General features: G+C 39.9%; 12 protein-coding genes and 1 tRNA gene. 3 read left to right on the top strand and 10 right to left on the bottom strand.

The window, feature by feature from the left end; translation table 11 throughout:
- Positions 1-63: 63 nt before the first annotated feature.
- Both IV67_RS00550 and IV67_RS00545 read right to left on the bottom strand, forming a co-directional pair.
- On the bottom strand, positions 64-768 hold the full coding sequence (locus IV67_RS00550) for a COG3942 and LysM peptidoglycan-binding domain-containing protein (RefSeq protein WP_057786072.1): 705 nt from the start codon (positions 766-768) through the stop codon (positions 64-66).
- Positions 769-1,130: 362 nt separating this feature from the next.
- Positions 1,131-3,302: an ATP-dependent Clp protease ATP-binding subunit gene (locus IV67_RS00545; RefSeq protein WP_157050258.1), complete on the bottom strand. Its 2,172-nt coding sequence runs from the start codon at positions 3,300-3,302 to the stop codon at positions 1,131-1,133.
- A gap of 468 nt (positions 3,303-3,770) precedes the next feature.
- Here IV67_RS00545 and alsS point away from each other — a divergent pair, with 468 nt between their 5' ends.
- Together alsS and budA are read left to right on the top strand one after the other, a co-directional pair.
- Positions 3,771-5,456 carry an acetolactate synthase AlsS gene (gene alsS / locus IV67_RS00540; protein ID WP_057786070.1) on the top strand — a complete coding sequence of 562 codons (1,686 nt, stop codon included), beginning with the start codon at positions 3,771-3,773 and terminating at the stop codon, positions 5,454-5,456.
- Between the two features lie 45 nt (positions 5,457-5,501).
- Entirely contained in the window at positions 5,502-6,215 is a 714-nt protein-coding gene (budA, locus tag IV67_RS00535) for an acetolactate decarboxylase (RefSeq protein WP_057786068.1), read from the top strand.
- 49 nt (positions 6,216-6,264) lie between these two features.
- On the opposite strand, the gene IV67_RS00530 is transcribed toward budA, so the two are convergent.
- The 4 genes from IV67_RS00530 to IV67_RS00515 form a co-directional block, all read right to left on the bottom strand.
- Positions 6,265-7,218, bottom strand: a complete 954-nt coding sequence (locus IV67_RS00530; RefSeq protein ID WP_057786067.1) for an L-lactate dehydrogenase — start codon at positions 7,216-7,218, stop codon at positions 6,265-6,267.
- A gap of 124 nt (positions 7,219-7,342) precedes the next feature.
- Positions 7,343-7,414: transfer RNA gene (locus tag IV67_RS00525), tRNA-Gln, on the bottom strand.
- Between the two features lie 45 nt (positions 7,415-7,459).
- Complete coding sequence (locus IV67_RS00520) at positions 7,460-7,912, bottom strand: MarR family winged helix-turn-helix transcriptional regulator (RefSeq protein ID WP_057786065.1); 453 nt, start codon at positions 7,910-7,912, stop codon at positions 7,460-7,462.
- Positions 7,913-7,976: 64 nt separating this feature from the next.
- Entirely contained in the window at positions 7,977-8,429 is a 453-nt protein-coding gene (locus tag IV67_RS00515; RefSeq protein ID WP_236698221.1) for a universal stress protein, read from the bottom strand.
- Between the two features lie 247 nt (positions 8,430-8,676).
- Here IV67_RS00515 and rpmF point away from each other — a divergent pair, with 247 nt between their 5' ends.
- Positions 8,677-8,847, top strand: a complete 171-nt coding sequence (rpmF, locus tag IV67_RS00510) for a 50S ribosomal protein L32 (protein WP_057786061.1) — start codon at positions 8,677-8,679, stop codon at positions 8,845-8,847.
- 237 nt (positions 8,848-9,084) lie between these two features.
- Here the strand turns inward: rpmF and IV67_RS00505 are convergent, their stop codons facing one another.
- The 4 genes from IV67_RS00505 to IV67_RS00490 form a co-directional block, all read right to left on the bottom strand.
- Positions 9,085-10,233 carry a PTS sugar transporter subunit IIC gene (locus tag IV67_RS00505; protein ID WP_057786059.1) on the bottom strand — a complete coding sequence of 383 codons (1,149 nt, stop codon included), beginning with the start codon at positions 10,231-10,233 and terminating at the stop codon, positions 9,085-9,087.
- A 29-nt stretch (positions 10,234-10,262) separates the two neighbouring features.
- Positions 10,263-11,258, bottom strand: coding sequence for a D-2-hydroxyacid dehydrogenase (locus IV67_RS00500; RefSeq protein ID WP_057786057.1), 996 nt, complete (start codon positions 11,256-11,258; stop codon positions 10,263-10,265).
- Positions 11,259-11,527: 269 nt separating this feature from the next.
- On the bottom strand, positions 11,528-13,168 hold the full coding sequence (locus IV67_RS00495; protein WP_057786054.1) for an LPXTG cell wall anchor domain-containing protein: 1,641 nt from the start codon (positions 13,166-13,168) through the stop codon (positions 11,528-11,530).
- A gap of 196 nt (positions 13,169-13,364) precedes the next feature.
- The coding region (locus tag IV67_RS00490) for an LPXTG cell wall anchor domain-containing protein (RefSeq protein ID WP_157050257.1) at positions 13,365-13,967 on the bottom strand (603 nt) is incomplete at its 5' end.

The raw sequence follows: 13,967 nt of genomic DNA, 5'->3' as shown, positions 1-13,967 counted from the left end.
TTATTTGATTGTACAAAAAACGGACCCGTAAGACGAGTCCGTTTTCTTATATTTTTACAAATCTTAGTGAATGAATGTAAGACCAGCAGCTGAGATTGTACGTGTGTGGTATGCCATTCCACCGTAGTTACCTTCTGAGATAGAGATTGAACCATCAGCGTTAACTGCATCAACAACACCAACGTGTCCAAATCCACTAGCTCCACCTTGACCAGGTGCGAATACAACAACAGATCCAGCAGCTGGTGTTCCGTTAACAGAACGTCCAGCAGCGGCTGCGCTAGCACCCCAACCTGAAGCATTTCCCCAGTTGTTACCAACCCAAGGAGCAGCGTTCTTTACGAACCATGTGCATTGTCCAGCAGGGTATGAGTTTGAAGCATCTGAAACTTGGCGTGAACCTTGTGCAGGTGCGGCAGCTTCAGTAGAAGTTGCAACAGTTTCTACTTGTGCAGGTGCAGCAGCTTCAGTAGATTCGTTTGAAGTTTCTGCAACTTCTGCTTGAGCAGCAGGTTCTGAAGCATCAGTTGATGCTGCAGCTGCGCCTGAAAGTTCCAAAGTTTCACCAACGAAGATCAAGTTAGGATCTGTAACGTTATTGATTTCTGCCAAATCGTTAACTGAAACACCATTTTCAACGGCAATTGAGTACAATGTATCTCCGGCCTTGATTGTAACTGAATCGGCTGATGCAACAGCAGTTGCCCCTCCAAATGCAGCGGCTGCTCCCGCTGTTGCTAACAAAGTATTCTTAACTGTCGTGTTCATAGTCTCCATCCTCCAAGATCAATCTGTTTTAATTTTTAAATTTTATTTTGAATTATTAACTAACAATGCCTGAGTATACGCCGTCATTTTTTCAAATGAATAAGTATCCAATGTCTATTTAATTACTCTTAGATTACATTTAAATTTCATTAAAGGTTCATTTGCTCATGTCACGTTACCAAATTCACATTCATTATTGTAGCATACCTTTAGAAATTCTTAAATTACGAATGTGTAACATTTCCCAGTCAAAACCATAACCATCAAGATAACATTTCTCTGTCGTAAAAATCCCTTCCTATTATGCCATCATTTTTCTACACAAAAAAAGAGCTATTCACAATAGCCCTTTTTAGTTCAACTTATACTTCTAAGTCATTTTGTTCATCAGCAGCTTTTTGTTCTGCCTCATCCACAGCGTTTGCTTGTTCATTAACTTTTTCTTCTTTTTCATCAACAATCTCTTGTTCTGGATCAGATTCCGCCACAACCGCAAGTTCATCATGATGAACTTCTGCGCGCAAATCTTTAACAGTTGGATTATCCAAGTAGAAGTCAGCAATCTTATCTTCAAGCTGATTTTGAATAACTCGACGAAGTGGACGTGCACCCATTGTTGGGTCATAACCCAAATCAACTAATAGATCCTTAGCGGCATCAGTTACGTGAACATGAAGCCCCTTAGCTGAGATGGTCTTGTTCATATCATCCAACATCAAATCAACAATTTCGTGTAGATTATCCTTACCTAGTGCATCGAATTCAACGATGGCGTCAAAACGATTCAAGAATTCAGGCTTAAAGTATGGCGCCAAACGGTCCATTAATGGCGTATCACTATCTGCTTGTTGCCCTGCATTAGAAGTCATAATGACAATGGTGTCTTTAAATGAGACAACATGACCTTGTGCATCCGTCAAACGTCCATCATCCAAGATTTGTAAGAACATATTCATCACATCAGGATGGGCTTTTTCAACCTCATCCAACAATACAATTGAGTATGGATGACGACGTACAGCTTCCGTCAATTGACCTGACTCTTCGTAGCCTACATATCCCGCAGGTGCACCAATCAACTTTGAAACTGATTGCTTTTCCATGTACTCTGACATGTCGAAGCGAATCATACTGTCATCAGTTCCGAAGAGTTCCTTAGCTAATTGCTTAGCTGTTTCGGTTTTACCAACACCAGTTGGCCCTACAAATAGGAAACTTCCAATTGGACGTCCTGACTTGTTAAAGCCAACACGGTTACGACGAATGGCCTTAGCAACCTTTTGCGTTGCATCATCTTGACCAATCACATGTTCAGCCAAATTCTTATCCAAATTCTTCAATTGTGTTTGCTCTGAATCAGCTAGCTCACCAACAGGAATACCCGTCTTTTCTTCCACAATCTTTTCAATATCACGCTTAGTCACTGTCTTTGTTGCTTCATTTTGTGGCTTTTGATTTTCAACCGCTTCAAGTTGAAGACTTAATTGGTTGACCTGATCACGCCAATAACCTGCTTTTTCAAAATCTTCATCGTCAGCAGCTTGCTTCTTGTTTGCTTCAGCTGCATCAATCTTCTTTTGGATTTCCTTTGGATCACCAATCTTCAATGAAAGATTCTTCTTTGAACCAGCTTCATCCATTAGGTCAATGGCCTTATCTGGTAAGTAGCGATCTTGAATATAGCGATTTGAAAGATCAACCGCGGCATCGATTGCCCCATCTGAATACTTCACCTTGTGGTAGTCTTCGTAACTTGGTTGAATCCCTTTCAAAATCTGAACTGCTTCATCATTAGATGGCTCATCGACCATTACTGTTTGCAAACGACGAGCAATCGCACCGTCTTTTTCAATATCACGGTATTCGTTTAATGTGGTTGCCCCAACAAGTTGGAAATCACCACGAGCTAGTGCAGGCTTCAAAATATTACCAGCATCCATTGAACCCTCACCAGTTCCACCGGCACCCATAATTTCATGAATTTCATCAATGAACAAGATCACATCTTGTCGCTTTGATACCTCATCCATCAACTTTTGCATCCGCTCTTCAAACTCTCCACGGACACCTGTTCCTTGAACAAGTGATACAACATCAAGTCGAATAACTTCCTTTTCTTGTAGCTTAGCAGGAACTTTTGCGTTTACAATCGCTTGTGCTAAACCTTCTACAACTGCAGTCTTACCAACTCCAGGTTCTCCAATCAAAACTGGATTATTCTTTGAACGTCGGTTCAAAATCTCAATCACACGATCAATTTCATCATCACGACCAATTACGGGGTCAAACTTTCCACGACGCGCAAGCTCAGTCATATTGATACCATACTGATCCAGCAAACTCTTTTCTTCATTTTGTTGTCCAGCACGTTGGCCACGACGTTGTTGCTGTTGTTGTTCGCGCATTTGTTGCTCACGCATTTGTTGTAATTGTTCTTGTTGTGACCGTGACATTTGTGCACGGTTCATTCTTGATGAATCATTGTTCATCATACGGAAAATATCGTCAAAATCTCCAAAAATATCTTGTGCCATAAATGCGGCCTCCTTTATATTTGTTTGTTTTAAATTTAGTGTTTTGTACAAGTTAGACTCGGTAACCGTTCCGTTATTTTTTACCCATCTCTAACTTACAAATCTTATTTTAGCACTCTCCACTAGAGAGTGCAAGTTATTTTGAGAAGTTTTTTAATCTTTTTGTTACATTTGTCATATTTGGAAGCCTAACTCAATTCAAAATGCCTATTTAGTACACATTTCGTCCATTCTTTACGTAACATTCGCCCTTTCTTGCATCAGTAAATAAATCGAATACTTTTTAATTATTTTAAAAACTCGGCTAAAAGAAACCCATTTTTCAAGGATTTTAATTTAAATCTTTTCAATATAAGGGTTGTTTTTGAATCTTTTAAAATAATACGTCGCGGAACGCAATTTTTGGTGTACAATAAAAGCATAAATTTATTCCTAAGCTATCATTTGAAAAGAGGAGCATTTTATATAATGACGGAAAATAAAGAATACGGTGCTGACTTACTTGTTAACACATTAAATAACAATGACGTTGATCTTGTCTTCGGAATCCCAGGTGCAAAAATCGATCGTTTGTTCGAACGTTTGGATCACCCTAAGGATAACGAGGTTTCTCCTAAGTTACTTGTTGTTCGTCATGAGCAAAATGCCATTTTCATGGCCCAAGCATTCGCACGTATCACGGGAAAGCCCGGCGTTGTGATTGCAACTTCTGGTCCTGGAGTTGGAAACCTTGCAACTGGTTTAATGACTGCCAGCGCGGAAGGAGATCCAATTCTTGCCATCGGGGGGCAAGTTCCTCGTAAAGACCTTTATCGTCTTACCCACCAGAGCACCCCATCAACTGAAATTTTCAAACCAATCACAAACTATTCAGCTGAAATTCAGGATCCTGCAAATATTTCTGAAATTGTCTCAAACGCGATTGTTGCAGCCAACGGTCCAAAGCCAGGTGCCGCTTTCGTTTCATTGCCACAAGACGTTGACGATGCTGTCGTTGAAACACAAGCCATCCCTAAGGTTCAAGCACCTCGAATGGGAGCTGCCTCAACTGAGGATATTAGCTGGTTAGCTGAACAAATTAAGGATGCTAAATTACCAGTTATTCTTGTTGGTCAACGCGGTTCTGATGATGCAACAACTGCCGCCTTACACGAATTGTTAACACAAACAACTATCCCTGTTGTTGAAACATTCCAAGGTGCCGGTGTCATTTCACGAGAATTGGAAGCTTCAACTTTCTTTGGACGCATTGGCTTGTTCCGTAACCAAGTCGGTGACCGTCTCTTAGCCGATTCAGACCTTGTCATTACCGTTGGTTATGATGCGATCGAATATGAACCACGTAACTGGAACGCTGAAAAGAACTTACGTATCGTTTCACTTGATACTGCTGCAGCACAAATTGATAATAATTTTGCTCCAGAGCGTCAATTGATTGGGGTCCTAGCCGATACGTTAAATGAATTACAATCACGTATTAATGGTTATGAATTACCAAATGCTTCATTAGAAACACTTGCAACGTATAAGCAAGAATTACGTGAAGCCGACGAACCTGAATACACACCAGCTGCCGCCAACTTGAACCATCCTTTGAACATCATTAAAGCATTACAAGCACATGTAACTGATGATATGACCGTTTCAACAGATATTGGTTCTCATTACATCTGGATGGCTCGTCACTTCAAGTCATTCGTACCACGTCATTTCTTGATTTCAAATGGTATGCAAACACTTGGTGTCGGTCTTCCTTGGGCCATGACCGCAGCAATGATTCGTCCAAATGCAAAAGCTGTTTCAGTATCAGGTGACGGTGGGTTCTTCTTCTCAGGCCAAGAACTATCAACCGCAGTCCAACTTGGACTCAATACTGTTAGCTTGGTTTGGAACGATAATGCCAACTACGACATGGTTAAGTTCCAAGAAGAAAAGAAATACGCTGGTCAATCAGCCGGAGTCAAATTTGCTAATATTGATATTGTCAAATTTGCAGAGTCAATGGGTGCTAAAGGTCTACGCGTAGAAACACCTGACCAATTAGATGCCGTCCTCGATGAAGCTTTTGCAACTGAAGGCCCTGTTGTTATCGACATCCCAGTTGATTACTCACACAATTTTGAACTAGCTGAACTCGTTGAATCAGAAGGCTAAACACATCAGACTGCCTTTGGCAGTCTTTTTTTGGAGGAATACGACATGTCAAAAATTTATCAACACAGTACCTTGGCCGCTTTAATGGCCAAACAAATGCAAGGAACAACAACAATTGGCGAACTTTTAGAGCATGGTGATACCGGAATCGGTACACTAGAGGGTGTTGACGGTGAATTAATCATCCTTGACGGAGAAGTTTATCATGCCGACGAATTTGGTAACATCAACCATATTACTGATATGGAAACCAAAACGCCTTTTGCGACAGTTCATTTCGCTTCAGATGCCGCAAATGAACTAGCACTAGCCCCCACGGACTTTGCCGGTCTCTCAGATTTGCAAGATCAGTATGCATTCAAGAACAACTTTGCAAGTCTACGTTTACACGGTGATTTTAAGTATGTATATGTTCGTGCTGCACCTAAGTCAGAAGCACCTTACCCAAGTCTTTTACAAGTCGCACAAAAACAGCCAACCTTCACCGCAGAAAATATTAGCGGTACGATTGTCGGCTACTTTTCACCGAAATTGTATCAAGGAACCGTTGCTGCTGGTTGGCATTTACACTTCCTTAGCGATGACCATCAATTCGGTGGTCATTTACTAGAAACACAAACGGATGACCTTTCAGGAACATTAGAATCATTCAGTGATTTCCAAATTCATTTGCCAATCGACGACGAAGACTTCCGTGACCACACGCCAGTTCTAGAGAACTTGAAACAAAAAATTCAATCCGCTGAAGGTGGACATTAAAAAAAGAGGTTGAACCAATAAATATGGTTCAACCTCTTTTTTAATTTAATTAACCTTCAAGCTTAGCAAATCCACCATCTGAGACTTCCTTCAAAGTCTTTGCAGATGCATGGAAACGCTCTAATTCAGCTTCAGAAAGTGTTGTTTCGATAACACTTTCAACACCGTCAGCACCGATAACAGCAGGTGTTCCGATATAAATATCGTTCAAACCATATTGTCCGTCCAAGTGGGCCCCAACAGGCAAAACAACTTTTTCATCACGGAAAATAGCACGTGTGATACGAGCCAATGATGTTCCAATTCCGTAGAATGTTGCACCCTTACGGTTAATGATTTCGTATGCTTTGTGAGCTGTTCCATACAAAATATCTTCCAAATCATCATCAGAGATATTTTGATCTGCAGCCCAATCCTTCAATGGACGACCACCGATTGTTGCTTCGTCAAAGTTAGCGAATTCTGAATCACCATGTTCACCCAAAATATAGGCATTAACACTTTCAGGAGAAACACCAAACTTTTGTCCCAACTTAACACGCAAACGAGCTGTGTCCAATGATGTACCTGAACCAAATACGCGGTTCTTTGGCAAACCAGAGAAGCGTTGTGCAGCAGTTGTCAAAATGTCAACTGGGTTAGCAGCAACCACGATAATGCCATCAAAACCAGATTCCATCAATGGTGTGATGATTGATTGCATAATCTTCAAGTTTTTATCAACCAAGTCAAGACGTGTTTCACCAGGCTTTTGAGGCGCTCCAGCAGTAATCACAACAAGATCAGCATCCTTGGCGTCAGAATAGTCACCTGACTTAACCAACTTATTATAAGTCCAAGCTGATGCATCTTCCAAATCTAATGCATCCCCAACTGTACGTTCCTTGTCAACGTCAACGATAACCAATTCTTCAGCTAAACCTTGGTGCATAAGCGCGAATGCGTATGATGAACCAACTGCTCCGTCACCGATCAAGACGACTTTTTGATGATGTTGTGCCATGATAAAACTCCTCCATATTCCCTAGAAACATTTCTTTTTCAATGACTCAATTATACCATTTTTTAAAGCATTAGTGGTAAAAAAAATAGCGCTTCCACAAAATTATGGAAGCGCTATTTATTGACTGGGCATGCTGGATTCGAACCAGCGAATGATGGTACCAGAAACCATTGCCTTACCGCTTGGCTAATGCCCAAAAATCAACTTTCTTATTATACAACAAGCATAAGAAGTTGACAAGCTATTCACGCCCGCGGGCCCTAGCCTTTGTTTTTGAGACAACCTTATCATCGAACATTTTTATGAAGTCTAAAATTTCACGTGCTTTAACAGATCCAAACACTTCCACCCAACCTTCGAAGCGATTTTCTACCCGACCAGTCACGATTTTTTCAATTTCAGTCCCAGTTTCCGTTAAATGCAATAACATCCGGCGTCGATCATCTTCATCCGGTTCCTGATAAACATAGTCTCGTTTCAATAACGTTTTAATTTGACGCGAAACCGCTGCTCTCGTTACCTTCCGATCATCGACAATATCGCTCAATGTTAATCCGTCCTTTTGCGCAATATTGTGCATAATTAAATACTGTTCAAAGGACAAGCCATATTCATCTGCAGGTTCCGAAATCACTTCATCTAGATATTTCAAGGTCGAAAGATATGCGTCGATATATTCATTTAATAATTCCATTACTGCCTCACTTTTTAAATGATAAAAAAAAGGCGTTTTTCAACGCCTATCGATTCAATTTGAACTAACGAACAATCATGACCGTTACATCCGCATTATTTGCGACGTACTTTGATTGTGATCCGAAATACTTACGAACACCTTGTTTTGAATGGGCCCCCATCACAACTAAATCAGCTCCACTGTCACTAATGATATGCTTAACGAGCATTTCACCAGGCTCACCTTCAGCATAGATTGGCTGAACAGCACTCAAACCAGCTTGTTCAGCTTGTGCTTGAAATTGTTTCAAATCATTTTTTACTTTATTTTGCGCACTTTCAACTTTATCTTTGTCTAATGCTTCGAAGGTATTCAATTGGTCAGGTTCAAGGAATGACACAATTGACAATTGCGCCTCATCCTCTTGAGCTTGATGAATTGCATTAACCAGAGCAAGTTGTCCTAAATCTGAATCATCCACTGCAACTAAAACATTCTTAAAACGCTTTGCCTCAACCACTATAATATCCTCCATTTAAATAATATTTTTGTTACAACTAAATTATGCCGTTATTTGCTTCTATTGTAAATACGTAAATCTAAAAATCAAATGCGCAAAAAAATTGATTGATTGCATTAATTCCGAACTAGTTTAAATTATTCTGGCCTTAAACTTGACAAAAGTCTGAAAATCAGGTAATTTAGAACAGTTGAAAAAAATAATCGATTATTAAATAACACTGCCTTCTTTTCAAGCACGGCGGTGTAAGGAGGATTTAACTATGGCAGTTCCTGCACGTAAGACATCAAAAATGAAGAAGCGCATGCGCCGCGGTGGACAAGGTGGTCTTAAGACCCCTGCAATCCACTTGAACGAAAACGGTGTTTATGTTCGTAACCATCACGTAGCATCAGATGGTTCATACAAGGGTAAGCAAGTTACTTCAAAGTAATTCTTACTTCCTTATCAAAGACTATTTGGATTAATTTCCAAATAGTCTTTTTTCTTTGCCTATGATTCGCTAAACACACGCAATTTAGAGCCATGAAACACGCTGTAGCGACGCTAATTTCAACTTATGATGAATTAGCTTCCTTCGCAATAAATCCGCTCAAAGGACCGTAATTTTGAGACTTTCCTAACTTACATACAAAAAAAGCTATGACCACTAAGGTCATAGCTTTTTAAATTACATATCTTGCTTGAAATCTTCTGGTGAGTACAAGTGCAAAACCTTTGAGAAAAGGAAATCCATTGCAAAACCAGCAACAATCGGTACAACGAACCAAGTAATCAAACCAGGCATAATACCAACTGCACTACTGATAAATGTCTTATCAGCGGTATCAACCAACATTGATTGAATAGGTGAAACCATTCCAATCCAACCGAATCCGGCTGAAGTTGGTGTTCCTTGAACATTAAACAAGGCAACTGGCAATGCACTAATGGCAGCTGTTGCCAAGAATGAAACAATCATGATTGGCTTTTTGAACACTGAAGGCATCATACCCTTCATTGCACCCAAGAAAATCGCAACTGTTGTTCCAGTTTTGTTAACCTTGATTGAGTTGATCAACAACACAACGGTCGTTGCAACAACTCCAACACCGGCCGCACCAGAACCAACCCCAGCCAATGAAATGGCCAAAGCAATTCCAACTGTAGAAACTGGTGTAACGATGATAAAGGCAAAGGCCATCGCAATAAAGATTGCCATTGGAACAGGTTGCAAGTTTGTAAATGTTGCAACTGCATCACCGATAGCTGTTGTAATTGCGCCAACGTATGGTGCAATCGCGTGACCAAGCATGGCCACACCACCACCAATTACTAGTGGGCTCAAAACAACCGCAATGGCACCAAATCCGTTCAAGTACTTAGCTACCAACCAAATAACAAGAACACCAATTGCTGCAACAACCATGGCGTTAATCACGTCTCCGGCTCCTTGAGCCATGTAGACAGTTGTTGGTGCTGGTGCCTTCACACCAGAAACTGGATTAACAAATCCAGCAGGGGCTGTCGCCCACTTAATTGAACCAGAAGCAGCTCCAGTTGCAATCGCCATAACACCAACATCAAGTGACTTCATTTTGAATTGCAAAGCAATCGCAACACCAATCAAAATTGGAATAAATGAACTAAACAATACCAAAATGGCATTTAAGTCCATCGCCCAAGCTTGTCCACCCTTAATGAAAGGTAGCAAAACATATTTCAAAACGGCTGATGGTAGCACCCCAATTAAAATACCTTGTGCTGAACCGCTTAAAATCTTAAAGAAAAAATCTTTTGCTGTAAATTTGTAATTTCCATCAAAAACTGCGTTATTCATTATCTTTTTACCTACTCCCGCTCAGCTAATTAGTATTCAACTGCGATTGCAGGTGTTTCGCCATTAATGAAAGCTAATGAAGCATCCATTGATTGTGTAACCATCTCGTAAACAGCCTTAGTTGTATAGAAAGCTGTGTGAGGTGTTACCAAAACGTTTTCGCGATCAATCAAGTCAGCAATCTTTGCGTCTGGGAATTCCTTATCTGACCAGTCAGCATTGAACAATCCAACTTCTTCTTCGTAAACGTCCATTGCGAAGTCTGAAATCTTACCTGAATCCAAACCAGCAATAACAGCATCGATATCCATCAAGTTACCACGGGCAACGTTAACCAATACCACGCCATCCTTCATCTTTGAAATCGCATCAGCATCAATCAAATGGTGGTTTTCAGGAACACCAGGAACATACAATGAAATGGCATCTGCTTGTGCGTAAAGTTCATCTAATGAATCAACGTACAAACCTTCAGCCTTGATTTCGTCGTTTTGGAACTTATCATAAGCAATAACCTTTGCACCAAATCCTTGCAAAATCTTGATGGCAACACGGCCGATATGACCAGTTCCAATGATTCCAACAGTTTGCATACGCATTTCACGACCAATTGTTGGTGCCCAACGCAAGTCATGGTTAGCAATCTTACGATCCAATTCCTTTGTACGACGTAGCAAACGTGACAATTGAATCATTGAGTGTTCAGCAATTGCATTTGGTGAGTAAACTGGCACATTTGAAATGTCAAAGCTAAATTCACGAGCAGCATCTAAATCAATGTTGTCAATTCCAACGTTACGCAATGACATCTTAGTGATGCCAAATTCTTGCAATGCTGTCAAAGTTTCACGTGTGTAGTCCAATTGTTGGTACACGTTAACTGCATCAGCACCTTCTGCAAGAGATGCAGTTTCAGGTGACAAAAGCTTGTCAGTGAAATCTACTTCAACTTCTGGGTGCTTTTCTACCCATTGTTGCAAAGCAGGTTCTTCGTCTTTACGAATTCCGTAAGCAAAAATCTTCATGATAATAATTCCTCCATGTGTCTACATTAAAATAAACATCTTTAATAACCAAAATTCATTATACTAGGTCACTTGTGAAATAGTCAACAAGATAATGTTCTCAACGCGCTAATGATACCGCTTACAATTTACACATTCATTATAGCACAGTTATTTTAGTCGCATTTCTCAATTTCAAATATTCCTGTTATCTTTGTGAAATAATCCTGTAATAAAAAAACACCCTTGCTAGTAAAGGGTGTTTTTACATTTATATAAAATAAATATGTTTAATTCACTTCGCGCTTATTTTGACGCTTACCTAATCCAAATAACGCTAATGTTCCTAGCATTGCTGTTCCAATCGCGGCACCTACATTTTGTTGCGCATCTGAACCAGTATTTGGCAACTCTGCTTGCCCGCTGTTTGTCGGACTCACTTGCTTATTTACAACACGATTTATTTTTTGTTGATCACCTGCATTAAGCTGTTCAGCAAGCATTAAAACATGTTGAATTTCATCGTTTGAAGAAGCTGCCTCAAACTGCTTCTTCAGATTGTTCTTTTGAAGATCGGTCAAATTTGGTAAAGTATCAGTCGTTTGCTTTCCGAAATCCTTCATATCTTCAAGATCCTGATTATTATTTGTCAGCTTTTGAGCACTTAATTCAGTTGCCTCCTCAACCACTTGGTAAACAGCCTTTGGCGAGGTTGCTGAATCAACTCTTTGCTTAAACCCAGTTAATTCGGACTTGCTTAGCGGTGATAACTTATCAAGTGTTTGCTTAGCCGCCTGCTTAATTGCATCTAGTGTTTGATCACTTGGTGCTTCGTCACTTGGTGCTTCATCACTTGGCGCTTGACCATCATTTTCTAGTCTCTGATTATTTAATTCAATGGCTTCTTGCACAATTAAACTAACTTCCGCTTTTGTCTTAGTATTCCATATTCGTGTCAAAAAACCATCTATTTCAGTATCACTTAGTTTTTTCAGTTCACCAAGTGATACTTCACCAATGTCTTGTGCAGATTCAAATGCTCGTTTGTCATTCTCTTCAGCTTCACGAAGAAGCTTATAGACATCACCTGCAAATTCAGCTGAATCAATCGCTTGTTTTAAATTCTGCTTGTCAACATCACTTAAGTTCACGAAAGCATCGACCGCTTCTTTTCCTTCTTGTTGCGCCACCTTCAGTTGTTCGGCTTCTCTAATTCTATTTTGACTATCTAAAGCAACTGCATGTTCAATGATTTTATTAATTTCTTCTACTGACGTTGCAGCATCAATCGCCCTATTTATATCCGGAATGTCGCCTACCGAAAGATAGTCTAATGCTTCAATTTCACCGCGAGTTTGCACTCTTCTTTCCCACACATCATTCTCACGTTGTGTTTCCAATTTAATTGTTTGTGTCCGAATATTATACACATCATCTGTCGAATTAGCTGCATCAACTTGACTCTTAAAATATTCCTTTTCTGAATCACTTAAATAGGTCAAGCCATCAATATCCAGTTTAACATCAACCTTAGCTTGATTTAGAAAATCTTCATCAGTCGTGTTGGCTGTTGCCTCCACACTACCCGCTTGTTCATTTGTATTCGTTACAGCTGGTTTACTTGATGTAGCCTTCTCATTTTCTGTGGCGTTAACACCTGATACATCGTCTGACTCAACAGTATCATTTTTACTTAAAACGACTGTTGATTCGGCTTGTGCCTGATTTGATTTAGCGCTTACTGCGACAGTTTCTGCATGAGCTTCATCGGCAAATGCATGTATCTCTCCTAAAGCCAATCCACCAGTAATGGCACTCATTGTTGCCGTTCCCAGTACCAACCATTGTTTACCTGATTTAACCATTCGATACCGAACTTTTGTATTACTGTACCCATCTTCTAACTGTTGATTCAAATTGCTCCTACTCATATTCCCAAGCTCCTCTGTTGTTTGGCAAAAGGCGTTTTAATTAAGAATTTCCTTATAAATTTATCATAACTTACTTTTAAAAGACTTACTACCTTTTTACTATTTTGAACACAAAAAACCCTATTAGTTTGGAAAATATTCCATCTAATGGGGTTAACTTTACGCAAGCTTTATCTTCATTTACAAAGTAAATATTTTAATGCTTATCGCGCTTATTTTGACGCTTACCTAATCCAAATAATGCTAACGTTCCTAACATTGCCGTTCCAATTGCACCAACATTTTGTTGTGCATCTGAACCAGTATTTGGAAGTTTGGCTTGTTCATGTTTTGTTGCATTACTATTCACATTTGTTGTTTTAGTCTCTTGTGAATTAGTTTGCTGACGGACATTACTCTTCTCTGCTTCATTATTTAGACGATCAGCAAGTGACAAAATATGATTAACTTCATCAATTGATGAAGCTGCATCAATTTGCTTCTTGAGATTATTCTTTTGGAAATCGCTCAAGTTTGGCAACTTATCGATTGTTTCCTTCGCTGAACGCTTGGCATCTTCTAATGCTTGATTATTGTTTGATTGCTTCTGATTATTCAAATCAGTTGCGTCCTTCACAATTTGATTAATCGCATCCGTTGATGTCGCTGAATCAATGCGTTGCTTGAAGTCATTCTTTTCAGCATCGCTCAAGTTCGGCAACTTATCGATTGCGTCCTTCGCTGATTGCTTGGCATCTTCCAATGCTTGATTATTGTTTGGTTGCTTCTGGTTATTCAAATCAGTCGCGTCCTTCACAAT

The organism is Weissella minor, assembly GCF_001437425.1.
Lineage (GTDB): Bacteria > Bacillota > Bacilli > Lactobacillales > Lactobacillaceae > Weissella > Weissella minor.
This window is presented reverse-complemented; position numbering and strand designations above follow the sequence as displayed.

Excerpts from the sequence above, each read along its gene's own strand:
- rpmF (WP_057786061.1), top strand. The coding sequence starts at position 8,677 with ATGGCAGTTCCTGCACGTAAGACATCAAAAATGAAGAAGCGCATGCGC.
- IV67_RS00500 (WP_057786057.1), bottom strand. The coding sequence starts at position 11,258 with ATGAAGATTTTTGCTTACGGAATTCGTAAAGACGAAGAACCTGCTTTG.
- IV67_RS00505 (WP_057786059.1), bottom strand. The coding sequence starts at position 10,233 with ATGAATAACGCAGTTTTTGATGGAAATTACAAATTTACAGCAAAAGAT.
- IV67_RS00530 (WP_057786067.1), bottom strand. The coding sequence starts at position 7,218 with ATGGCACAACATCATCAAAAAGTCGTCTTGATCGGTGACGGAGCAGTT.
- alsS (WP_057786070.1), top strand. The coding sequence starts at position 3,771 with ATGACGGAAAATAAAGAATACGGTGCTGACTTACTTGTTAACACATTA.
- budA (WP_057786068.1), top strand. The coding sequence starts at position 5,502 with ATGTCAAAAATTTATCAACACAGTACCTTGGCCGCTTTAATGGCCAAA.
- IV67_RS00495 (WP_057786054.1), bottom strand. The coding sequence starts at position 13,168 with ATGAGTAGGAGCAATTTGAATCAACAGTTAGAAGATGGGTACAGTAAT.
- IV67_RS00515 (WP_236698221.1), bottom strand. The coding sequence starts at position 8,429 with ATGGAGGATATTATAGTGGTTGAGGCAAAGCGTTTTAAGAATGTTTTA.
- IV67_RS00520 (WP_057786065.1), bottom strand. The coding sequence starts at position 7,912 with ATGGAATTATTAAATGAATATATCGACGCATATCTTTCGACCTTGAAA.
- IV67_RS00545 (WP_157050258.1), bottom strand. The coding sequence starts at position 3,302 with ATGGCACAAGATATTTTTGGAGATTTTGACGATATTTTCCGTATGATG.
- IV67_RS00550 (WP_057786072.1), bottom strand. The coding sequence starts at position 768 with ATGAACACGACAGTTAAGAATACTTTGTTAGCAACAGCGGGAGCAGCC.